General features: G+C 70.9%; 17 protein-coding genes. 16 read left to right on the forward strand and 1 reads right to left on the reverse strand.

Annotation, left to right across the window (positions count from 1 at the left end; translation table 11 throughout):
* On the reverse strand, positions 1-2,067 hold the full coding sequence (gene ileS / locus C5508_RS12285) for an isoleucine--tRNA ligase (RefSeq protein WP_232797090.1): 2,067 nt from the start codon (positions 2,065-2,067) through the stop codon (positions 1-3).
* Between the two features lie 95 nt (positions 2,068-2,162).
* Between ileS and C5508_RS12290 the strand changes: the two genes are divergently transcribed.
* The 16 genes from C5508_RS12290 (at position 2,163) to C5508_RS12365 (ending at position 22,412) form a co-directional block, all read left to right on the forward strand.
* On the forward strand, positions 2,163-3,674 hold the full coding sequence (locus tag C5508_RS12290) for a potassium/proton antiporter (RefSeq protein WP_104525239.1): 1,512 nt from the start codon (positions 2,163-2,165) through the stop codon (positions 3,672-3,674).
* Positions 3,675-3,740: 66 nt separating this feature from the next.
* The gene (locus C5508_RS12295; RefSeq protein WP_104525240.1) at positions 3,741-3,920 is read left to right on the forward strand and encodes a hypothetical protein; all 180 of its coding nucleotides are present in this window, start codon (positions 3,741-3,743) and stop codon (positions 3,918-3,920) included.
* Positions 3,921-4,140: 220 nt separating this feature from the next.
* Positions 4,141-5,370, forward strand: a complete 1,230-nt coding sequence (locus C5508_RS12300) for a DUF4032 domain-containing protein (RefSeq protein ID WP_104525241.1) — start codon at positions 4,141-4,143, stop codon at positions 5,368-5,370.
* Between the two features lie 138 nt (positions 5,371-5,508).
* Entirely contained in the window at positions 5,509-6,870 is a 1,362-nt protein-coding gene (locus tag C5508_RS12305; RefSeq protein WP_232797091.1) for an extracellular solute-binding protein, read from the forward strand.
* Positions 6,867-7,829, forward strand: coding sequence for a carbohydrate ABC transporter permease (locus C5508_RS12310; protein WP_104525243.1), 963 nt, complete (start codon positions 6,867-6,869; stop codon positions 7,827-7,829). The genes C5508_RS12305 and C5508_RS12310 overlap by 4 nt, the downstream gene beginning before the upstream one ends.
* Positions 7,829-8,662 (forward strand): carbohydrate ABC transporter permease, encoded by an 834-nt coding sequence (locus C5508_RS12315; RefSeq protein ID WP_104525244.1) that lies wholly within the window; start codon positions 7,829-7,831, stop codon positions 8,660-8,662. The genes C5508_RS12310 and C5508_RS12315 overlap by 1 nt, the downstream gene beginning before the upstream one ends.
* Positions 8,663-8,720: 58 nt before the next feature.
* Complete coding sequence (locus tag C5508_RS12320) at positions 8,721-10,019, forward strand: ABC transporter ATP-binding protein (RefSeq protein ID WP_104525245.1); 1,299 nt, start codon at positions 8,721-8,723, stop codon at positions 10,017-10,019.
* A 105-nt stretch (positions 10,020-10,124) separates the two neighbouring features.
* Entirely contained in the window at positions 10,125-10,679 is a 555-nt protein-coding gene (lspA, locus tag C5508_RS12325; RefSeq protein ID WP_232797092.1) for a signal peptidase II, read from the forward strand.
* A gap of 91 nt (positions 10,680-10,770) precedes the next feature.
* Positions 10,771-11,718 carry an RluA family pseudouridine synthase gene (locus C5508_RS12330; RefSeq protein ID WP_104525247.1) on the forward strand — a complete coding sequence of 316 codons (948 nt, stop codon included), beginning with the start codon at positions 10,771-10,773 and terminating at the stop codon, positions 11,716-11,718.
* 10 nt (positions 11,719-11,728) lie between these two features.
* Positions 11,729-12,547, forward strand: a complete 819-nt coding sequence (locus C5508_RS12335) for a CPBP family intramembrane glutamic endopeptidase (RefSeq protein ID WP_104525248.1) — start codon at positions 11,729-11,731, stop codon at positions 12,545-12,547.
* A 26-nt stretch (positions 12,548-12,573) separates the two neighbouring features.
* Positions 12,574-13,008 (forward strand): GNAT family N-acetyltransferase, encoded by a 435-nt coding sequence (locus tag C5508_RS12340; RefSeq protein WP_104525258.1) that lies wholly within the window; start codon positions 12,574-12,576, stop codon positions 13,006-13,008.
* Between the two features lie 243 nt (positions 13,009-13,251).
* On the forward strand, positions 13,252-16,812 hold the full coding sequence (gene dnaE, locus C5508_RS12345) for a DNA polymerase III subunit alpha (protein ID WP_198598046.1): 3,561 nt from the start codon (positions 13,252-13,254) through the stop codon (positions 16,810-16,812).
* Positions 16,813-16,877: 65 nt separating this feature from the next.
* On the forward strand, positions 16,878-17,468 hold the full coding sequence (locus C5508_RS12350) for a hypothetical protein (RefSeq protein ID WP_157944081.1): 591 nt from the start codon (positions 16,878-16,880) through the stop codon (positions 17,466-17,468).
* Positions 17,469-17,657: 189 nt separating this feature from the next.
* Complete coding sequence (locus C5508_RS12355; protein WP_104525260.1) at positions 17,658-19,121, forward strand: class I adenylate-forming enzyme family protein; 1,464 nt, start codon at positions 17,658-17,660, stop codon at positions 19,119-19,121.
* Positions 19,122-19,191: 70 nt separating this feature from the next.
* Complete coding sequence (locus C5508_RS12360; protein ID WP_104525250.1) at positions 19,192-21,000, forward strand: DUF3556 domain-containing protein; 1,809 nt, start codon at positions 19,192-19,194, stop codon at positions 20,998-21,000.
* A complete protein-coding gene (locus C5508_RS12365) occupies positions 20,997-22,412 on the forward strand; it encodes a phytoene desaturase family protein (protein WP_104525251.1) in 1,416 nt (471 codons plus the stop codon). Before C5508_RS12360 ends, C5508_RS12365 begins: the two co-directional genes overlap by 4 nt.
* Positions 22,413-22,441 lie beyond the last annotated feature (29 nt).

Genomic DNA, 22,441 nt, shown 5'->3' on the forward strand with positions numbered 1-22,441 from the left:
CTATAGCCCATGATATAGACTACTTCTTTTTCGTTGGCAGCAGTAGTGGTGTATAAGAGCGGTGTTCCAGTAGGTCAGCAGCACCTTGCGCACGACCTCGGACAGCGTCTCGTGGCCCACCCGGCGGGCCGACCACGGCGAGCCGCCGGCGAGCATGAACCAGCGCACCGCGTCGGCGCCGTGCCGGTCCATGAGCGGGATCGGCTCGAGGATGTTGCCCAGGTGCTTGCTCATCTTCCGGCCGTCCTCGGCCAGGATGTGGCCCAGGCACAGCACGTTCTCGTACGAGCTCTGCCCGAACACCAGGGTGCCGACGGCCATGAGCGAGTAGAACCAGCCGCGGGTCTGGTCGATGGCCTCGGCGATGAACTGCGCCGGGTAGGCGGCCTGGAACTGCTCGTCGTTCCGGTACGGCGCACCCCACTGGGCGAACGGCATCGACCCGGAGTCGTACCAGGCGTCGATCACCTGCGGCACGCGCCGGAAGGTGCCGTCGGTGCCGGGCAGCGTGAAGGTGACCTCGTCGATGAACGGCCGGTGCGGGTCCAGGTCGGCCAGGTCACGGCCGGTCAGTTCCGAGAGCTCGGCGAGCGAGCCGACGACGACCAACCGCGACGGGTCGGCGTCGTTGCGCCAGACCGGCAGGGGAGTGCCCCAGTAGCGGTCGCGGGACAGCGCCCAGTCGACGTTGTTGTTCAGCCAGTCGCCGTAGCGGCCGGTCTTGATGCTCTCGGGGAACCAGTTGGTCTTCTCGTTCTCCGCCAGCAGCTCGGACTTGATCGCGCTGGTGCGGATGTACCAGGAGGGCTGCGCGTAGTACATGAGCGGCGTGTGGCAGCGCCAGCAGTGCGGATAGCTGTGCTCGTACCGGATCTCCCGGAAGAGGACGCCGCGGGCCTGAAGGTCCTCGACCAGCGCGGGGTCGGCCGCCTTGAAGAAGTGGCCACCCACCAGCGGGACCTCGGCGAGGAAGTGGCCGGTGGCGTCGATCGGGTTGACCACGGGCAGGCCGTAGCCCCGGCAGACGGCGAGGTCGTCGGCGCCGAACGCGGGGGACTGGTGCACCAGGCCGGTGCCGTCGTCGGTGGTCACGTACTCGGCCAGGACGACGAAGTGGGCATCGACCGGCTGACCGTCCGGGCCCTCGGGGAACTCGACCAGCTCGAACGGGCGCTGGTAGTGGGTGCGCTCCCAGTCGCGGCCCGGGGCCTGCCCCAGCACCTCGGCGTCCTCCCCGAGGACGGCGGCCAGCAGCGGCTCGGCCACGACCACGGGGACGTCGTCGGTGCCGGCGGCACGGGCCACGACGTAGGCGACGTCGGGGTGCATCGCGACGGCGGTGTTGCTGGGCAGCGTCCACGGCGTCGTCGTCCAGACCAGCAGGTCGGCCCGGCCGGCCCACTCGCCGTCGGTGACCGGCATGCGCACGTACACCGAGGGGTCGGTGATGGTCTCGTACCCCTGGGCGACCTCGTGGTCGGACAGGCCGGTGCCGCAGCGCGGGCAGTACGGCGCCACCCGGTGGTCCTCGACCAGCAGCCCCTTCTCGAACACCTGCTTGAGCGACCACCAGACGCTCTCGATGTAGGAGGGGTTCATCGTCCAGTAGGCGGTGGACATGTCCACCCAGTAGCCCATGCGCTGGGTGAGTTCGGTGAACGCGTCGACGTGCCGGAGCACCGACTCGCGGCAGCGCTCGTTGAACTCGGCGATGCCGTAGCGCTCGATGTCGGGCTTGCCGGCGAAGCCCAGCTCCTTCTCGACGGCGATCTCCACCGGCAGGCCGTGGCAGTCCCAGCCGGCGCGGCGGGGCACGTGCCAGCCCTGCATCGTCTTGAACCTGGGGAAGACGTCCTTGAACGCCCGCGCCTCGATGTGGTGGGTGCCCGGGCGGCCGTTGGCGGTCGGCGGGCCCTCGTAGAAGTTCCACTGGGGGCGGCCCTGCGAGGCCTCCAGCGACCGGTCGAAGACCTTCTCGCTCTCCCAGCGCTCGAGGATGCGGTGCTCGAGGGCGGGCAGGTCGACCTGCGGGGGCAGCGCGGCGAAGGGGCCGGTGGAGGCGCTCACGGCTCCATTCTCCCCGAACCGGCAAACGGGTTCGCCGGTGCGTCCCCCTCGGTGCGCGACCCGGTACGGGAGACTGCCCCCATGGCGGGGGCTCGGTGAACACCACGGTCACGGTGGCGCTCGCCGTGGGTGCCGTCGTGGTGCTCCTGGCGGCGGTCGCGCTGCGCCTCGCCGACCGGCTCGGGCTGCCCAGCCTGCTCATGTACCTGGCCTTCGGGGTGGTGCTGGGGGAGAGCGGGCTGGGCATCCAGTTCGAGGACTACTCCCTCGCCCAGACTCTCGGTGTCGCCGCGCTGCTGGTCATCCTGGCCGAGGGTGGGCTGACCACCCGGTGGGCCGACGTGCGCCGCGCCATCGGCCCCGGGCTGAGCCTCGCCACGGTCGGCGTCGGAGTGAGCATCGGCGTCACCGCGGCGATCGCCGTCTGGTTGCTGGGCTGGGGATGGGGCTTCGCGCTGCTGGTCGCCGCCGTCATCAGCTCCACCGATGCCGCCGCCGTGTTCGCCACGCTCCGCCGGCTGCCGCTGCCCCGGCGCCTGGCCGCATCGCTGGAGACCGAGAGCGGGCTCAACGACGCCCCGGTCATCCTGCTGGTCGTCGTCCTGTCCGACGTGCTCACCGGCGGGGCGTCGGGCCCGTGGTGGCAGGTGCCGGTCGTGGTGGTGGTCGAGCTGGTGGGCGGAGCGGCGCTCGGGCTGGCCGTGGGGTTCGGCGGGGCGGAGCTGCTGCGCCGGGTCGCGCTGCCGCTGTCGGGCTTCTACCCGCTGGCCACCCTCGCGCTGTGCGTGCTGGCCTTCGCCGGTGCCTCGCTGCTGCACACCTCGGGCTTCGTCGCGGTCTACCTGTGCGGGCTGGTGCTCGGCAACGCCACGCTGCCGCACCGCTCGGCCAGCATCGGGTTCGCGGAGGGCATGGCGTCCCTGGCGCAGATCGGGCTGTTCGTGATGCTGGGCCTGCTCGTCTCGCCGTCGCGGCTGCCCGAGGCGGTGGGGCCGGCGCTGATCGTCGGGGTGGCGCTGCTGCTGCTGGCCCGGCCGCTGTCGGTGGTCGCCAGCCTGGTCTGGTTCCGCTTCCCGGCGCGGCAGCAGGCGTTCATCGCCTGGGCGGGGCTGCGCGGGGCCGTGCCGATCGTCGTCGCCACCTTCCCGCTCACCGCGCAGGTGCCCGGGGCGACGACGGTGTTCGACACCGTCTTCGTGCTGGTCGTCGTCTTCACCCTCGTGCAGGGCTGGTCGCTGCCGTTCCTCGCCCGGCGGCTGGGCATCGCCGCGCCGGTCGCGCCGCGGGAGATCCAGGTGGAGGCCGCGCCGCTGGAGGAGCTGGACGCCGAGCTGATGCAGATGACGGTGCCGTCCGGGTCGCGGCTGCACGGCGTGTACCTGCCCGAGCTCCGGCTGCCCGAGGACGCCGCCGTGGTGCTGATCGTGCGGCACGGGCGCTCGTTCGTGCCCGACGAGACCACGCGGCTGATGCGGGGCGACCAGGCGCTGCTGGTGTCCGCGCGGCGGTCGCGGGCCGAGGCCGAGCGCCGGTTGCGTGCGGTCAGCCGCGCCGGCCGCCTGGCGATGTGGCGCGGCGAGAACGGCCGCCCCGACGACTCCGACTGAGCACCGGACCGACCAGCCGAGCGAAGCGTCTTCCCAGAAGTTCGAAACAGTGGCACAGGACTGCAAGTGGATGAGGTCGCCTGGCAGGCGGCGTCCGGCCTGTCGGGCCTGCACCTCGTCCTGCAGCCGGACAGCTCGTGCGCGGAGCCGGAGCTCGAGCCCCAGAAGAGACCGAGGGACGGCATCCAGATGTTCGTGGTCAGGCACGACTGGCTGACCGACCGGTTCACCGACCTGGAGTCGTGAGCATGGTGTATGGCGATCCGGACTCGGTGCCGTACTGACGGCCGCCCCGATCGAGCACCGGCCGGCAGTGTCCCTGCAGCGGACATTTCCCGGGCGCGGATGTCGCCTGCAGGGACATCGCGGCGCTCGTCGTTCCCTGCGGACGGCGTCCTCCCGTGGCATCGTGATCACACTGGCACCGGGCGGCGGTCGCCGTGCCGGGATCCCACGGAGCAACGCCATGCGCTACCTCTTCCGGCCACCGGCCACGGACGCGACGGGCCTGCTGGGCCTGCCGTGGGACCAGCCGCTGGAGGAGTGGGACTCCGAGCTGCTGCTCGACGTGCCCTCCCGCGGCATCTCCCGGCACGTCGTCCGCTTCGTCGCCGTCGAGGGTCAGGTTTACGCGCTCAAGGAGATCGACGAGCGTTTGGCCCGGCACGAGTACGCGCTGCTCGCCCAGTTCGAGGGGGAGGGGCTGCCCTCGGTCTCGGTGCTCGGCATCTGCGTGGACCGGCCCGACGAGCAGCCGGCGATCCTGGTGACGCGCTACCTCGAGTACTCGATGTCCTACCGCTGGCTGTTCTCCCGGCCGCGCGGGCACGGGTCGCCCGACCAGCTGCTCGACACGATGGTCGTCCTGCTCGTCCGCCTGCACCTGGCCGGAGTGTTCTGGGGCGACTGCTCGCTGTCCAACACGCTCTTCCGCCTCGACGCCGGCACCTTCGCCGCCTACCTGGTGGACGCCGAGACCGCCGAGCGCCATCCCTCCCTCTCACCGGGCCAGCGCGACTACGACGTCGACCTCGCTCGGGAACGCGTCGGCGCCGAGCTCATGGACCTCCAGTTCGGCGGGCTGCTGCCCGAGGACATCGACCCGATCGAGGTGGCCGACAGCCTTCCGCGTCGGTACGAGTCGCTGTGGGAGGAGGTGACGCGGGAGGAGGTGTTCCGCAGCGACGAGCAGCGCTACCGGGTCGCCGAGCGGCTGCAGCGCCTCAACGAGCTGGGCTTCGACGTCGGCGAGGTCGAGCTGAGGACGACGCGCGAGGGAACCCGGCTGCGGGTGGAAACGCGCGTCGCCGAGCCCGGGCACAACCGCCGCGAGCTGTTCCGGCTGACCGGCCTGGAGGCGCAGGAGCGCCAGGCCCAGCGGCTGATCAACGACGTCCGTGCCTTCCGTGCCTACCTGGAGCAGAAGGCCGGGCACCCGGTGCCCGACACCATCGCCGGGCACCGATGGCTGGCCGAGGTCTACCAGCCCGTGGTCGACGCCATCCCCGAGGACCTGCGTGGCCGGCTGGAGCCGGCCGAGGTCTTCCACGAGGTGCTGGAGCACCGGTGGTTCCTGTCGGAGAAGGCCGGCCGCGACGTCGGGACGACGAGGGCCGCGCGCTCGTACTTCGCCACCGTGCTGCCCGGCGCTCCCGAGGAGCTGACCACCCCCTCGGTCATCGCCGGCCGCGGCTGAGCCGTCGCGGTCGACCGTCCGGGTGACGGCCGGGTCACGGCTGGGTTCCGTTCCGTTTGACAGCCCATGACGGCGGTACCACGCTCCGGGAACGCCGAGATCATCGCGGCTCACCGGACGCCAACGGAGGCGATGCGCGTGACTGAGATCCCTGGCCAGCGCCCGCCGGAGCGGCGGGCGGCGGCTCCCCGTCCCGCACGCGCCCGGGCGCCTCGGCGCCTCGCGAGCGCCGCGGCCGGCGTCGTCCTGGCCTCGACCCTGGCCGCCTGCGGCGGCGCGTCCGGGGGGCCGCCGACCCTCACCTGGTACATCAACCCGGACAACGGCGGCCAGGCCGAGCTGGCCGCCCGGTGCACCGAGGCGGCCGAGGGGCGCTACCGCATCGAGACGTCGCTGCTGCCGCGGGACGCAGCCTCCCAGCGGGAGCAGCTCGTCCGCCGCCTGGCGGCCAACGACGCCTCCATCGACATCATGAGCCTCGATCCCATCTACGTCCCGGAGTTCGCGCAGGCCGGATTCCTGGCCGACATGCCCGAGGACGTCGCCGATCGGGTGACCGAGGGAACGGTGCAGGGGGCGGTCGCGCAGTCCACCTGGGGCGACGAGCTGGTCGCCATCCCGTTCACGGCGAACACCCAGCTCCTCTGGTACCGCACGTCGGTCGCCGAGGCGGCGGGACTGGACACCTCGGCCTCCGACACCTGGACGTGGGAGCAGATCGTCCAGGCCGCGGAGGACCAGGGCGTGCTCGTCGGCGCCCAGGGGATCAGGGCCGAGTCGCTGACCGTCTGGCTGAACGCGCTGGTCGAATCGGCCGGCGGGTCCATCATCGCCGACCATGCCGAGGACCCGGATCGGTTGGAGCTGGGGCTCACCTCCGAGGCCGGTGACCGGGCGGCCGAGGTGATGGCCATGGTGGCCGGATCCGACGCCGTCGGCCCGGCGTTCTCCACGGAGGACGAGTCGGGGTCCGCGGCCGGGTTCGAGGGGGAGAACGGCGGGTTCCAGGTCAACTGGCCCTTCATCTACGCGCAGGCGCAGGCCGGCGTGGCCGACGGGGTTCTCGATCAGGCGGTGCTCGACGACTACGGCTGGGCGGTCTACCCCCGGGTGGACGCCGACACGCCCAGCGCTCCGCCGATCGGCGGCGTCAGCCTCGGCGTCGGTGCGCTCAGCCAGCACCCGGACCTGGCCTACGAGGCCACCGAGTGCATCACCGGGGACGAGAACCAGGCGTACTACATGATCAACGAGGGGCTACCGGCCTCGTCCGCAGCCGTCTTCGACGATCCCGCGGTGGTCGAGGAGTTCCCCATGGCCGATACGATCCGGCAGTCCCTGGAGCAGGCTGCGCCGCGGCCGCAGACGGCCTACTACAACGAGGTCTCCGGCGGTCTCCAGCGGAGCTACCACCCGCCGTCCGCCGTCGAGCCGGGGGAGACCGCCGAGCGGGCCACCGAGCTGATCACCGCCGTGCTCCGAGGGGAGCAGCTGCTGTGACGCAGACGACCCTGCCACCGACGAAGAAGACCGCACCGGTCTCCGCGCCCGAGGGCACGGTCACCGACCGGTCCCGGGGCGAGCGCAGGCTCGGGTGGATGCTCGCCGGGCCGGCGTTCCTCGTCATGCTCGCGGTCACCGCCTACCCGATCGCGCAGGCCATCTACGAATCACTCTTCTCCTACCGGCTCACCGACCCGGCGAACCGGGAGTTCATCGGCCTGGGCAACTACGGCGTCATCCTCACCGATCCGCTGTGGTGGCAGTCGCTCGGCGTGACGGCGTTGATCACCTTCATCACCGTCGTCGTCGAACTGGTCCTCGGTTTCGCGCTGGCGATGGTGATGGCCAAGGCCCTGAGCTCCATCCGGCCGGTCGTGCGCGCGGCGATCCTGATCCCCTATGCGGTCATCACCGTGGTCTCGGCCTACGCCTGGCAGTTCGCGTTCGACATCAACTCCGGCTTCGTCAACTCGTGGTTCACCTGGATCCCCGGTGTGTCCGCGGACACCGACTGGTTCGGTGACTGGGGCACGTCGATCTTCGTGATCTGCCTGGCGGAGATCTGGAAGACCACGCCGTTCATCTCGCTGCTCCTGCTGGCCGGGCTGGCCCAGGTGCCCGAGGTTCTGCAGGAGGCGGCCAAGGTCGACGGCGCCACCTGGTGGCAGCGCCTGCGGAAGGTGACGCTGCCGAACATGAAGGCGGCGATCATGGTCGCCCTGCTGTTCCGCACGCTCGACGCGTTCCGCATCTTCGACAGCATCTTCGTGATGACCGCCGGGGCCAACGGCACCGAATCGGTCTCTTTCCTGGCCTACCGGCAGACGATCTCCCGGCTGGAGATCGGCCTCGGCTCCGCGGTGTCGGTGCTGCTGTTCATCTCGGTGGTGCTGATCGCCTTCGTGTTCATCAAGGGGTTCAAGATCGACCTGGCCCAGGCGAGAGGTGAGGGTTGATGTCCGCGCGGAAGAAGGTCCTGTGGATCCTTGGCGGTGTCCTGATCACGGTCTACTGCCTGTTCCCCATCGCGTGGATCGTCTCGCTGTCGCTGAAGGCGCCCGGGGACCTGAACAACGGCGGATTCCTGCCCAGCGCCCTCACCTGGGAGAACTACGAGCTGATCCTCAGTGGTGACGCCAGCGGACTGTTCCTGCCGGCGCTTCGGAACTCGTTCGGCATCTGCCTGATCGCCACGGCGATCTCGTGCCTGCTGGCGATGTTCGCGGCGTATGCGATCGCGCGGCTGGACTTCCCGGGGAAGAAGGTGATCCTCTCCACGGCGTTGGTCGTGGCCATCTTCCCGATCATCTCGATCGTCACGCCGCTGTTCAACCTCTGGCGCAACATCGGCCTGTACGACACCTGGCCGGGGCTGATCATCCCGTACCTCTCACTGACGCTGCCGATCTCCATCTGGACGATGTCGGCCTTCTTCCGGGAGATCCCGTGGGAGATGGAGCAGGCCGCGCAGGTCGACGGCGCCACCAGCTGGCAGGCGTTCCGTCGCGTGATCGTGCCCCTGGCGGCCCCGGGGGTCTTCACCACCGCGATCATCGCGTTCTTCATCGCCTGGAACGACTTCCTGTACGGGATCTCGCTAACGTCGACCAGCGCGGCCCGGCCGGTGCCGGCGGCCATCGGGCTCTTCTCCGGCGAATCGCAGTTCGTGGAGCCCACCGGCTCCATCGCGGCCGCGGCGGTGATCGTCACGATTCCCGTCGTCGTCCTGGTCCTGCTGTTCCAGCGGCGCATCGTCGCCGGTCTCACCAACGGCGCGGTGAAGGGCTGACCCCGATGAGCGCCGGCAACCGACTTCGCACTCCGACCTCCCGAGGGGACGACTCCTGATGGCCTCCATCGAGATGACGAACATCGTCAAGAAGTACGGCGACGGATTTCCCGCCGTGAACGACGTCAGCCTGGACATCGCCGACGGCGAGTTCATGATCCTCGTCGGCCCCTCGGGCTGCGGGAAGTCGACGCTGCTGCGGATGATCGTGGGGCTGGAGGACATCACCAGCGGCGACATGGTCATCGGCGGCAAGCGGGTCAACGACCTGGCACCGCGCGACCGGAACCTGTCCATGGTGTTCCAGAACTACGCGCTCTACCCGCACATGACGGTGTTCGAGAACATCGCGTTCCCGCTGCGGCTTGCCAAGACCCCGGACGACGAGGTCCGCCGGAAGGTGAACGCGGCGTCCGATGTGCTCGAGCTCAAGGAGCACCTGGAGCGCAAGCCGGCGAACCTCTCCGGTGGTCAGCGCCAGCGCGTCGCCATGGGGCGCGCCATCGTGCGGGACGCCGAGGCCTTCCTGTTCGACGAGCCGCTGTCGAACCTCGACGCGAAGCTGCGCGGGCAGATGCGCACCGAGATCTCCCGGCTGCAGCGCCGGCTGGGCATCACCACCGTCTACGTCACGCACGACCAGACCGAGGCCATGACCCTCGGCGATCGGGTCTGCGTCCTGCGCAAGGGCAAGATCCAGCAGGTCGCCTCTCCGCGGGAGCTCTACGAGCAGCCGGTCAACCTCTTCGTCGCCGGCTTCATCGGCTCGCCGCCGATGAACTTCCTGCCGGCCACGCCGGAGGGCAACCGGCTGAAGACCCCGTTCGGCGACATCGAGCTGGACGAGAGGCGGGCGGCCGCGGTGGCCGGGCACGACCTGCTGCTGGTCGGCATCCGGCCCGAGTACTTCGAGGACGCCTCGCTGGTGGACGACGCCAAGCGGCCGGTCGGCTCGATCTTCCGTGCCAAGGTCGACGTCACCGAGTGGCTGGGCGACTCCCAGTACGCCTACATCCCCTACGACGCCCCCGACTCGATCAAGGCCCACCTGCGGGACCTGTCCAAGGAACTCGACTCCGAGGAGCTGCGCACGCAGGCGATCGTCTCCATCGACGCGACCAGCCGGATCCGGGAGGGGCGTGAGGCGGAGTTCTGGCTGGACAGCCGCAAGGTGCACGTGTTCGACCCGGAGTCCGGGGAGAACCTCACCCGCGACGCCGAGGCGGGCGCCGAGCTGACCCGGCTGGCCACCCAGGACCGTCTGGAGCACCTCGAGTCCGCGCGCGCCCAGCAGGACGGCGCCTCCGACGGGCAGACCGGCGCGCGGGGCGGGGCGACGGCGGTCGGCGCCGCGTAACCCGGCCAGGGAGCGCCCGCGGCTATCGTCGTCGGCACCGGCGGTGCGCCCGCCGCCGGTGCCCCGACGTCCGAGGAGCCCGAGCTGACCGAGCACGCCGAACCGGTGAACGGCTCTCCCGGCGGGCCCGCCGTCGGCGAGCGCCCGCGTCGTCCGCGCACGCGCCTGCTGCTGGCGCTGTCGGCCGGCGTGCTGGCTGCCGACCTCGTCACCAAGCTCGTCGTCGTCGCGACCATCGAGCCGGGGGAGGACATCCGCACCCTCGGTGGCGCGCTGTACCTGACCCACCTGCGCAACACCGGTGCCGCGTTCTCGTTGGCCGAGGGCTTCACCGTGGTGCTCACGCTGATCGCGGTGGCCGTCGCGGTCGTGATCGTGCGGGTGGCGCGCCGGCTCTGCTCGACCGGTTGGGCGGTGTCGCTCGGCCTGGTGCTCGGCGGTGCGATCGGCAACCTGATCGACCGGGTGTTCCGCGATCCGGGCTTCCTGCGCGGTGGCGTCGTCGACTTCCTGTCCGTGTTCGGCCCCGACGGCGAGGTGTGGCCGGTGTTCAACATCGCGGACTCCGCGATCGTCTGCGGCGGCGTCCTGGGCGTGCTGCTGGCCCTGCGCGGCATCGAGTTCGACGGCACCCGCGGCGGCAAGGACGACACCGCCTGAGGAAGGACCCGCCTGCCCCCTCCGCTCGCGAGCTCGCGGCGGGACCCTGCAGGCGGGCCGTTCCATCACGTCGCCGGGTCCGACCCCCACAATGGGTGCCGTGATCAGCACTCCTGGCCTGCACCGGGCCCTTCCGGTGCCCGACGGCCTGGAGGGGCAGCGGGTGGACCAGGCGCTCTCCCGCCTCTTCGGCCTCTCCCGGTCCGCCGCCGCCGAGGTGGCCGACGCCGGGCTGGTCGTCGTCGACGGCCGGGTCCGCGGCAAGGGCGATCGGCTCAGCGGCGGCAGCTGGCTCGAGGTCGAGCTGCCACCCCCGCCCGGTGAGCCCCCGGCGCCCAAGCCGGTCGAGGGCATGACGATCCTGCACGACGACGACGACCTCGTCGTCGTGGACAAGCCCGTAGGCGTCGCGGCGCACCCGAGTCCCGGCTGGGAGGGCCCGACCGTGATCGGCGGTCTCGCCGCCGCCGGCTACCGGGTCTCGACCTCCGGCGCGGCCGAGCGGCAGGGCGTGGTGCACCGGCTGGACGCCGCGACGACCGGCGTCATGGTGGTCGCCAAGAGCGAGCGGGCCTACACCGCGCTCAAGGCCGCCTTCAAGGAGCGCACGGTCGAGAAGGGCTACAACGCCCTGGTCCAGGGCCACCCCGACCCCTCGCGCGGCACCATCGACGCCCCCATCGACCGCCATCCGAAGCACGACTGGCGGTTCGCGGTGGTGCAGGGCGGCCGCCCCTCGGTGACGCACTACGAGGTGATGGAGGCATTCGCCGCCGCCAGCCTCGTCGACATCCGGCTGGAGACCGGCCGCACCCACCAGATCCGCGTGCACTTCTCCGCCCTTCGCCACCCCTGCGTCGGCGACATGACCTATGGGGCCGACCCCACCCTGGCGGCCCGGCTCGGGATCTCCCGCCAGTGGCTGCACGCCGTGCGGCTGGGCTTCCCGCACCCGGCCGACGGCTCGTGGGTGGAGTTCACCAGCGAGTACCCGCCCGACCTCGCCGGCGCGCTGGCAGTCCTGCGCGCCGAGACCTGACCGACCTCCGGTGACCGGTCTGCCGGCCTCCCTCGCCGACTTCGGGCCCGCGGCCCTGGCGGCGGTCGTGGTAGCGGCATACCTGGTCGTGGGGGAGCCGGTCGCCGGGCACGTCCTGCACCGGCGCTTCGAGGGCCGGCTGCGCACCGACGACGGCGCGCGGCGCTCGTTCTACCGGCGTCTGCTGGTGCTCGAGTGGGGTCTGGCCGCGCTGGCGTTCATCGTCTGGCTGTTCGCGACCGACGTCTCCGCGGGGGCCGTCGGCCTGCGGTGGCCGCAGGAGTGGCCGGGGCCGTTCACGGCGGTCGTCGTCGTGGTGGTGCTGCTGTTCGTCGTCGCCTCGACCCGGCAACTGCGCGCCGGGGCGCTGCTGGAGATGGCCCGGCCCACGCGCCGTCCGGATGGTTTCCCGCCGGCCCGTGCGCGGCACGCCGAGCCGCCCGGGCAGTCCACCCTCGCCCTGCTGCCGCGGACCGAGGAGGAGCGGCGGCTGTTCACCGTCGTCGGCGTCACCGCCGGGGTCTGCGAGGAGTGGCTCTACCGCGGCTTCTTCCTGGCCGTGGTGACGGCGGTGGTCGGCGGCGCGCCGTCGTTCGTCCTGGTGCTGGTCGCTGCCGTCGCCTTCGGGCTGGCGCACGCCTACCAGGGCCGGGCGGGGATCATCACGACCGGTGTGCTGGGCGGCGTGATGGCCGGGTTGTACCTCGACACCGGCTCGCTGCTGCTACCGGTCCTGCTGCACGCGCTCATCGACCTGCGCTTCCTGCTCGTCCCCGCCAGCGCGCTCCCGGCGTCGCTGGGCGGCCCGGAGGAGACGTCGCAGACCTGACGGGCCGCGCCGTCACAATGGCCGACGTGCCGAGCCCCACCGCCCAGGTCGCCACCCCCGCCGACTGGCCGGAGGTCGCCGCGTTGCGCACGCGGGTGTTCGTCGACGAGCAGGGCGTTCCGCCCGAGATCGAGCAGGACGCCGCCGACGCCACCGCCGTCCACGTGCTCAGCCGCGACGACTCCGGGCAGGTCGTGGCCACCGGCCGGCTGCTGCTGGACGGCACCACCGCACGGATCGGCCGGATGGCCGCCGACGCCGGGGTGCGCGGCCGCGGGCACGGCGCCGCTGTGCTCGCCGAGCTGCACCGCCAGGCGGCCGCCCGCGGCGCGACCGCGGTCGAGCTGCACGCCCAGCTGCCGGCCCGCCGGTTCTACGAGCGGGAGGGCTACGCGGCCGTCGGCGAGGTCTACGAGGAGGCCGGCATCGCCCACGTGACGATGCGGCGCGCGCTGCCCTGAGCGCGGCCCCGTCCCGAGGCTCGTCCCGAGCGTGCGAGGGATGAGGAGGACGGGGTCCTCTCCGGTCCAGTGTGAGGAACACGTTCTGTCAGACCCTCGAAGTAGACAGGTCGCAGTGCGAGGATCGACCCACCGGCCCGCCGGTGCCCGCCGCCCCCGCATGCACTGCCGGTCTTCCCCGCCGGTCGTCCGCCGCGTGACGCCGGCTGGGCACGCACGACCCGTGAGGAGCACAGACCCACTGTGAGCAGCCCGTCCGACTCGTTCGTGCACCTGCACGTGCACACCGAGTACTCGATGCTCGACGGCGCCGCGAAGCTGCCGGAGGTCACGAAGGCCGCGGCCGAGCAGGGGATGCCCGCGCTGGCCATGACCGACCACGGCAACGTGTTCGGCGCCTACGACTTCTACAAGCACGCCAAGGCTGCCGGCGTGAAGCCGATCATCGGCATGGAGGGCTACTACACCCCCGGCTCGCGCTTCGACCGTGCGCCGTTCGACTTCGGCGACAACCTCATCGACGAGGAGGGTGACGGCGGCTCCAACCGGGGCAAGGCGGCCTACACCCACATGACGCTGCTCGCCCGCACCACGGAGGGCATGCACAACCTCTTCCGCATCTCCTCGCTGGCCAGCCTCGAGGGCCAGTACCGCAAGCCCCGGTTCGACCGCGACCTGCTGGAGCGCTACGGCAAGGGCCTCATCGCCACCACCGGCTGCCCGTCGGGCGAGGTGAACATGTGGCTGCGCGCCGGCAAGGAGGACAAGGCGCGCCAGGCCGCGGCGGACTTCCAGGACATCTTCGGGCGGGAGAACTTCTACGCCGAACTGATGGACCACGGCCTGTCCATCGAGAAGAAGACCCGCCCCGCGCTGCTGTCCATCGCCAAGGACCTGGGCATCCCACTGCTGGCGACCAACGACCTCCACTACACGCACAAGGAGGACGCCGACGCCCACGACGCCCTGCTGTGCATCCAGACCGGCTCGCGGCTGAACGAAACGAACCGCTTCCGGTTCAACGGCGACGGCTACTACCTGAAGTCCGCGGCCGAGATGCGCGCGTTGTTCACCGGCGACCTGGCCTCGGCCTGCGACAACACGCTGTTGATCGCCGAGCAGTGCGAGGTCACGTTCACCGAGGGCGCCGACCTCATGCCGCGCTTCCCGCTCCCGCCGGGGGAGGACGAGACCTCCTGGTTCATCAAGGAGGTCGAGCGCGGGCTGCACAAGCGCTACCCGGGCGGCATCCCGGACCACGTGCGCAAGCAGGCCGACTACGAGACCGGGATCATCTGCCAGATGGGCTTCCCGGGGTACTTCCTCGTGGTCGCCGACTTCATCAACTGGGCCAAGGACAACGGCATCCGGGTCGGCCCGGGCCGTGGCTCCGCCGCCGGTTCGCTGGCCGCCTACGCCATGGGCATCACCGACCTCGACCCGCTGGCCCACGGCCTGATCTTCGAGCGGTTCCTCAACCCCGAGCGCGTCTCGATGCCCGATGTCGACATCGACTTCGACGACCGCCGCCGGGGCGAGGTCATCCAGTACGTCTCGCAGAAGTACGGCGAGGAGCGGGTCAGCCAGATCGTCACGTACGGCACGATCAAGGCGAAGGCCGCGATCAAGGACGCCGCCCGCGTGCTGGACCGGCCCTACTCCGTCGGCGACGAGCTGACCAAGCTCATGCCCCCGGACGTCATGGGCAAGGGCATCCCGCTCTCCGGGGTGTTCGACCCGGCGCACCCGCGCTACAAGGAGGCGACCGAGTTCCGGGCCCGCTACGAGTCCGACCCGGGCGCGGCGGAGGTCGTCGACCAGGCGCGCAAGCTGGAGGGGCTGAAGCGCCAGTGGGGCGTGCACGCCGCCGGCGTCATCATCGGCCGCTACCCGCTGATCGACAGCATCCCGATCATGCGGCGCGAGGCCGACGGCGCGATCATCACGCAGTTCGACTACCCGACCTGCGAGACGCTCGGCCTGCTCAAGATGGACTTCCTGGGCCTGCGCAACCTCACCGTCATCGACGACGCGCTGCGCAACATCGTGATCAACGGCAAGCCGCCGGTCGACCTCGACGAGATCAGCAAGGACCTCACCGACCCGGCCACCTACGCCCTGCTCTCCCGCGGCGACACCCTCGGGGTCTTCCAGTTCGACGGCGGCCCGATGCGGTCCCTGCTGCGGCTGATGCGGCCCGACAACTTCGAGGACATCTCCGCCGTCGGCGCCCTGTACCGGCCCGGCCCGATGGGTGCGAACTCGCACACCAACTATGCGCTGCGCAAGAACGGCCAGCAGGAGATCACGCCGATCCACCCGGAGCTGGCGGAGCCGCTGGAGGAGATCCTCGGCCAGACCTACGGCCTGATCGTCTACCAGGAGCAGGTCATGGCGATCGCGCAGAAGGTCGCCGGGTACTCGCTCGGCAAGGCCGACCTGCTGCGCCGCGCGATGGGCAAGAAGAAGAAGTCGGTCCTGGACGCCGAGTTCGTCGGCTTCGAGGCCGGCATGAAGGCCAACGGGTTCTCCGCCGCCGCGATCAAGACGTTGTGGGACATCCTGGTCCCGTTCGCCGACTACGCGTTCAACAAGGCGCACTCCGCCGCCTACGGCCTGGTCTCCTACTGGACGGCCTACCTCAAGGCGAACTACCCGGCCGAGTACATGGCCGGGCTGCTCACCAGCGTCCAGGACGACAAGGACCGCCGGCCGATCTACCTGGCCGAGTGCCGCCGCATGGGCATCAAGGTGCTCCCGCCGGACGTCAACGAGTCCTCCTGGGACTTCACCGCCGTCGGCACCGACATCCGCTTCGGCCTGGCGTCGGTGCGCAACGTGGGCACCAACGTCGTGGAGTCGATCGTCAAGGCGCGCGAGACCCAGGGCGCCTTCAAGGACTTCGCCGACTTCATGCGCAAGATCGACACGGTGGCCTGCAACAAGAAGGTCATCGAGTCCCTGGCCAAGGCCGGCGCCTTCGACTCCCTGGGCCACTCCCGGCAGGGCATCGCCGCCATCCACGCCCAGGCCGTCGACTCCGCGATGAGCCTCAAGCGCAAGGAGGCCGAGGGGCAGTTCGACCTCTTCGGCAGCTTCGGCGCCGACGGTGCCGACGACGACCCGTTCGGCGGCGCCCTCGACATCGTCATCCCCACCGCGGACTGGTCCAAGAGCGAGCGGCTGATGTTCGAGCGGGACATGCTCGGCCTCTACGTCTCCGACCACCCCCTGCACGGCGTCGAGCACGTGCTCACCTCGCACGCCGACACCCCGATCGCCGAGATCAACGCCGGGGGAGTGGAGGACGGCGCCAACGTCACGATCGCCGGCATCCTCACCTCGGTCTCCCCGCGCACCAACAAGCAGGGCGCCCCCTGGGCGATCGCCACGGTGGAGGACCTGGAGTCCGGCATCGAGGTCCTCTTCTTCCCCAAGACCTGGGTCGAGGTCTCGGAGAAGGTGGTCCGCGACCAGATCGTCGTGGTCAAGGGCCGGATCAGCCGTCGCGACGACCAGCCCTCGCTGTTCGGCTCCGAGGTCACCGTGCCCGAGCTCACCGAGGGCCCGCGCGGTCCGGTGCTGGTCTCGATGGCGGCCGCCCGGTGCACCCCGCCGGTGGTGGAGCGGCTCCGCGAGGTGCTGGGCAGCCATCCCGGCACGACCGAGGTGCAGCTCAAGCTGGTCAACGGCAGCCGGGAGACCGTCCTGCGCCTGGACCAGGGACTGCGGGTGCGCCCGAGCACCGCGCTCATGGGTGACATCAAGGCCCTGCTCGGCCCGACCAGCGTGGCGCTGCTCTGAACGACTCGCCGTCGGGTTCGGGGGGTGGCGCGGCACCGGTGCCGGTCGCGGGGTTCACTGGGGCGGTGAGCACGCCGCCGCTGGAGGCCCCGCCGCTGCAGGCGTCGTCGTCCACCCACGCCTTCTGGCAGGGCTGGCCGGAGGTGGTGCAGGACCTGCGCGGCGGAAAGGGTCTGCTGCTGGCGTTCGCGCTGACCGGGATCCCGGCCGGGCTGCTGTGGTGGCTCCTGGCCCCCAAGGCGGTCTACCGCATCACCGACGAGGGCCCCGTGCCGGTCGGCCGGCTCGTGGCCGAGGTGCAGGCGGGCGCCGACGCCGTCCTCGTGCTGGTGCTGCTCGGTCTCGGCCTCCTCGTGGGGCTGGCGTCCTGGCGCCTCCGCAGCCGGCGCGGGGTCGGCACGTTGATCGTGCTCGCCGTCGGCGGCTGCCTGGCCTCGCTGGTCGCCTGGCGGTTCGGCGAGCTGCTCCGCCGTCCACCGAGCGAGGCCGACCTGGCCGACGTCGGGTCCACGGTCACCACCGGCCTGACCCTGGGCTCGCTGCCGGTGCTGGCCGCGACGTCGTTCGCAGCACTCCTGGGCTACCTGATCTGCGTGCTGGTCGCCGCCGACGACGGCCTGGGCCGGGCGGGGTCAGATCGGGCCGCACCCGGCTGACCGCGTCTCACCGCGCGTCCGTCCGACGACCCGTCCGCGCGGCGGTCACACCTCCGGCATGTGCACGGCGTACAACGGCGGCGGGGAAGTTCGTCCTCGGAGGCCGTGTTCAGGGCCACACATGGTCCTTAGTGTTCTGGATCACAAGCTGTCGGTGACGGTTACCACATCCAGGACGGGGTGCACCTGATGCTCGGACATCTGCCCTGGCAGGTACCTGCTGCACCGCCCTCCCGGCTCTGCGTGAGGGACGACGACGTCGAGCTGGACCACGCTGGGTTCGACGCTCGCATCGCTGCCTTCGCCGAGCAGCTCGCAGAGACTGGTTTCGGGCACGGCGACGTCCTGGCGATCATGCTGCCCAATCGCGTCGAACTCCTGGTGGCCCTGTTCGCCGCCTGGCGTCTCGGAGGCGTGGCCACTCCCGTCAACCCGTCCTTCACCGCTACCGAGGCCGGGCACCAGATCGAGGACTCGTCGGCCGCGGTGGTCGTGGCCATGGGCCCGAGTGCGCTGGCCGGTGACCGCCCGGTCATCCACGTGGACGACATGCGGGTCGCCCCTGCCGGCGCGCCGGTGCCGCCGGCTCCGCTTCAGCCCGACGATCTCGCGCTGTTGATCTACACCAGCGGCTCGACCGGCCGGCCCAAGGGCGTGATGCTGGACCACGCCCACGTCGAGGCGATGTCGAGCACCATGGCGCACCACCTCTCGTTGACCGAGCGGGACCACTGCCTGCTCATCCTGCCGCTGTTCCATGCCAACGCACTCATGGTGAGCGCGCTGGCAACCCTCCGGTCGGGCGGCCAACTGAGCATCGTCGGGAACTTCTCGGCCAGCCGGTTCTTCGATCAGGTCGAGCGGTTGCGGCCGACCTACTTCTCCGCGGTACCGACGATCTACGCCCTGCTGGCCTCGCTCCCCGAGGACGTCCGCCCCGACACCTCCTCCCTGCGCTTCGTGGTGTGCGGCGCCGCCCCGGTGTCCGCGGAGCTCCTGGACCGTTGCGAGGAGCGCTTCGGCTTCACGATGGTGGAGGGCTACGGCCTCACGGAGGGCACCTGCGCGTCGGCGTGCAACCCGGTCGAGGGCCTGCGCAAACTCGGTACCGTCGGCCCGGCCCTGCCCGGCCAGCGCATCGAGATCCGCGGCGAGGACGGAACGGCCGTGCCTGTCGGCGAGGTCGGCGAGATCGTCATCTCCGGGCCCACCGTCATGCGCGGGTACCTCGGCAGGCCCGAGGCCACCGCGGAGACCGTGGAGGACGGCTGGCTGCGCACCGGCGACGTCGGCCGACTCGACGAGGACGGTTACCTGACCATCGTCGACCGCGTGAAGGACATGATCATCCGCGGTGGGGAGAACATCTATCCCAAGGAGATCGAGGCGGTGCTCACCGCCGTACCCGGTGTCCTGGAGGCCGCCGTCGTCGGCCGGCCGGACGCCGTCCTCGGGGAATCGCCCGTGGCCTACGTGAGCCTCTACCCCGACGCCCGGCTGGCCGAGGCCGACCTCCTGGAGCACTGCCGGAGCCACCTCACCCGGGTGAAGGTGCCCGAACGCATCGAGGTCGTCGGGGCCCTGCCCAAGAACGCGGTCGGCAAGACCGACAAGCCGACCCTCCGCAGATCGCTGCAACCGCAGACCGTCTGACGCACCTCCCACCCCCACTGCACGAGAGCCCACTCGTGCTGATGACCCCTGCCCGGACGAAGGAGCAACCGTGGGATTCAAGACAGCAGACATGCCGCCGGTGGACCCGGCACAGTTCGAGTCGATGCCGTTCATGGAACGGATGCGCATGCTCGCCACCCACTGGGCCGAGTACGGCTTCGGCAGCCCCAAGAGCAACCACATGCTCTACATCTACAAGCTGGCCGTCTACGTGTTCGGCGGCATCGCCGTCGTCGGCCTCACCACCCCGGGCCTCGGCGGGTTCGGCGAGTTCGGCTCCTGGTGGGGCGAGCCGATCGTCTACGAGAAGCTCGTGGTGTGGACGGTGCTGTTCGAGATCACGGGCTGGGCGTCGTCCTCCGGCCCCCTCGCCTTCAAGTTCACGCCGTTCACCGGCGGCTACCGCTACTTCTCCCGGCGCAACACGCTTCGGCTCCCGCCCTGGCCGGGCAAGGTGCCCTTCACCGCCGGTGACCACCGGACCGCCGTGGACACGACGATCTACTTCGCGATCCTGGCGACCCTGGGCGCGCTGCTGATCGGCCCGGGGGTGCTCACCGACGCCCTGCCCGGCAGCGAGGCCGGCCTCCTCCCGCAGTGGCTGCTGCTCACGTACGTCGGCCTGATCATCGTGATGGGGCTGCGCGACCGGGTCGTCTTCCTGGCGGCCCGCTCGGAGCAGTACGTCGCGGTGCTCTTCTTCTTCGGCGTCCTGAGCAACCACGTCGACATGGTCCTGGCCGCGAAGATCGCCATGGTCTCGATCTGGGTCGGCGCCGGCGTCTCGAAGTTCGGCCACCACTTCACCAACGTCGTGCCCCCGATGATGAGCAACACCCCGTGGCTGACGCCGCTGCGGTTCAAGCGGGCCCTCTATCGGGACTTCCCGAACGACCTGCGGCCCTCGAAGGTCTCGTGGGCCTTCGCGCACGTCGGCGGCACGGTCGTCGAGCTCGTCCTCCCGTTCGTCCTCCTGTTCTCGACGAACTCGACGATCACCTGGCTGGCCATCGCCGGGATGATCTTCTTCCACGTCTTCATCACCTCGACGTTCCCGCTCGCGGTGCCCTTGGAGTGGAACGTGTTCTTCATGTTCGCCACCGCCTGGATCTTCGGGGGCTTCCCAGCCCAGGACGGCTACGGCGTCGGCGACATCAGCTCGCCGTGGCTGCTCGTCGCCATCGTGGCGGTCTTCGTCGCCTTCCCGATCCTGGGCAACCTGCGGCCGGACCTGGTCTCGTTCCTGCCCTCGATGCGCCAGTACGCCGGCAACTGGGCCTCGGCGACCTGGGCCTTCCGCGGCGACGAGGCGGAGGACAAGCTGAACAAGCACCTGGTGAAGTACAACCCCAATCAGGTCGACCAGCTCTCCGGTGCTTTCGGCAAGGAGATCGCCGAGATCTTCATGCAGAAGGCCATGGCCTGGCGCACGATGCACAGCCAAGGCCGGGGGCTGATGTCGCTGATGATGCGACACCTCGACCGGCTGGAGAACTACCGCATCCGCGAGGGCGAGTTCGTCTGCACCACGCTCGTGGGCTGGCAGTTCGGCGACGCGCACCTGCACAACGAGCAGACCATCCGCGCCGTGCAGCAGCGCTGCGCCTTCGAGCCGGGGGAGTGCATCGTCGTGTGGGTCGAGTCCCAGCCGATCCACCGCGCCACGCAGGAGTACAAGGTCATCGACGCCGCCCTGGGCGTCGTCGAGCGGGGCCACTGGAAGGTGGCCGACGCCGTGAACGAGCAGCCCTGGCTGCCCAACGGCCCGATCCCGCACACGGTGACCTGGCGCAACCCCGGGTACACGCCCGCCGGTGAGCACCCGCACCCCGTCGTCCGTGCCAGTGTGAGTGCATGACCGACGCAGTCGTGGTCGGCAGCGGGCCCAACGGGCTCGCTGCCGCCCTCACGCTGGCCGCCTCCGGCGTGCAGGTCACGGTGCTCGAGGCGGCCGACGCGGTCGGTGGTGGCGCCCGGAGCGGGGCCTTCACCCTTCCTGGGCTGATCCACGACGGTTGCTCGGGGTTCCACCCGCTGGCCGTCGACACCCCGTTCTCGCGCGAGTTCGACCTCTCGGCGCACGGGCTGACCTGGCAATGGGCTGACATCGAGTACGCCCACCCGCTGGACGGCGGTCGCGGCGCGGCGGCCTGGCGCTCGGTCGAGCGGACCGCCGAGGGCCTGGGGGTGGACGGCCGGAGCTGGAACCGTCTCTTCGGGCGGCTCACCCGCGATTTCGGCGATATCGCCGAGGACTTCCTGTCGCCGCTGCTGCACGTGCCGCGCCACCCGGTGAAACTGGGCCGGTTCGGTGCGTACTCGATGCTGCCGGCCGCGGCTCTCGCTCGGCGGTGGTCGACGCCGGAGGCCCGGGCGCTGTTCGCCGGCGTGGCCACGCACGCCTTCCGGCCGCTGGGCTCCGTGGCCTCGTCGGCGATCGGGGTGGCGCTGGGAACCGCAGCGCACCGGTACGGCTGGCCGGTGGCGCAAGGGGGTTCGCAGTCGATCACCGACGCCGTCCTCGCCCTGCTGGCCAAGCACGGGGTCACCGTGCAGACCGGGGTCACCGTCCGCTCACTGGACGAGCTCGGCTCTCCCGACATCGTGATGCTCGACGTCGCGCCCGGCGCCGCCGGGCGCATCGCAGGGGAGCGGATGCCCGGGCGCGTCTCCCGCGCGCTGACCCGGTACCGCCACGGCCCTGGTTCCTTCAAGGTCGAGTTCGCCGTGGAGGGCGGCGTCCCGTGGACCCACGAGGAGTCCCGGCGAGCGGGCACCGTCCACGTCGGGGGCACCCTCGAGGAGATCGCGGCCGCGGAGAAGGACATCCAGCTGGGGCGCATGCCGGAGCGCCCGTTCGTCCTGGTCGGCCAGCAGTTCGTGGCCGACCCGACGCGGTCCTCGGGAGACGTCCACCCGCTCTACACCTACGCGCACGTGCCCGCGGGCTGGACCGGCGACGCGACCACCGCCATCGAGCAGCAGATCGAGCGGTTCGCGCCGGGCTTCCGCGAGCGGATCCTCGCCCGGGACGTGTGGTCGACGACCGCGATGGAGCAGCACAACGCCAACTACGTGCGCGGCGACATCGTCACCGGCGCCAACGATCCGCTGCAGCTGGTCTTCCGGCCCCGCGTGGCCCTCGACCCCTACACGGTCGGCGTCGACGGGGTGTACCTGTGCTCGGCGGCGACCCCGCCCGGCGCCGGCGCCCACGGGATGTGCGGTTACAACGCCGCCCGGTCGGCGCTCACGAGGCTGGCCCGGTGACCGCCATGCGGGCGAGCGAGGTGGATGGA

Origin of the sequence: Blastococcus atacamensis (assembly GCF_002938425.1) — a bacterium.
In the GTDB taxonomy this organism is placed as follows: Bacteria; Actinomycetota; Actinomycetes; order Mycobacteriales; family Geodermatophilaceae; genus Blastococcus; species Blastococcus atacamensis.

Bases quoted from the DNA above. Each gene is read 5' to 3' on its own strand.
- C5508_RS12330 (WP_104525247.1), top strand. From the start codon at position 10,771: ATGGGTGCCGTGATCAGCACTCCTGGCCTGCACCGGGCCCTTCCGGTG.
- C5508_RS12355 (WP_104525260.1), top strand. From the start codon at position 17,658: ATGCTCGGACATCTGCCCTGGCAGGTACCTGCTGCACCGCCCTCCCGG.
- C5508_RS12315 (WP_104525244.1), top strand. From the start codon at position 7,829: ATGTCCGCGCGGAAGAAGGTCCTGTGGATCCTTGGCGGTGTCCTGATC.
- C5508_RS12300 (WP_104525241.1), top strand. From the start codon at position 4,141: ATGCGCTACCTCTTCCGGCCACCGGCCACGGACGCGACGGGCCTGCTG.
- C5508_RS12320 (WP_104525245.1), top strand. From the start codon at position 8,721: ATGGCCTCCATCGAGATGACGAACATCGTCAAGAAGTACGGCGACGGA.
- C5508_RS12365 (WP_104525251.1), top strand. From the start codon at position 20,997: ATGACCGACGCAGTCGTGGTCGGCAGCGGGCCCAACGGGCTCGCTGCC.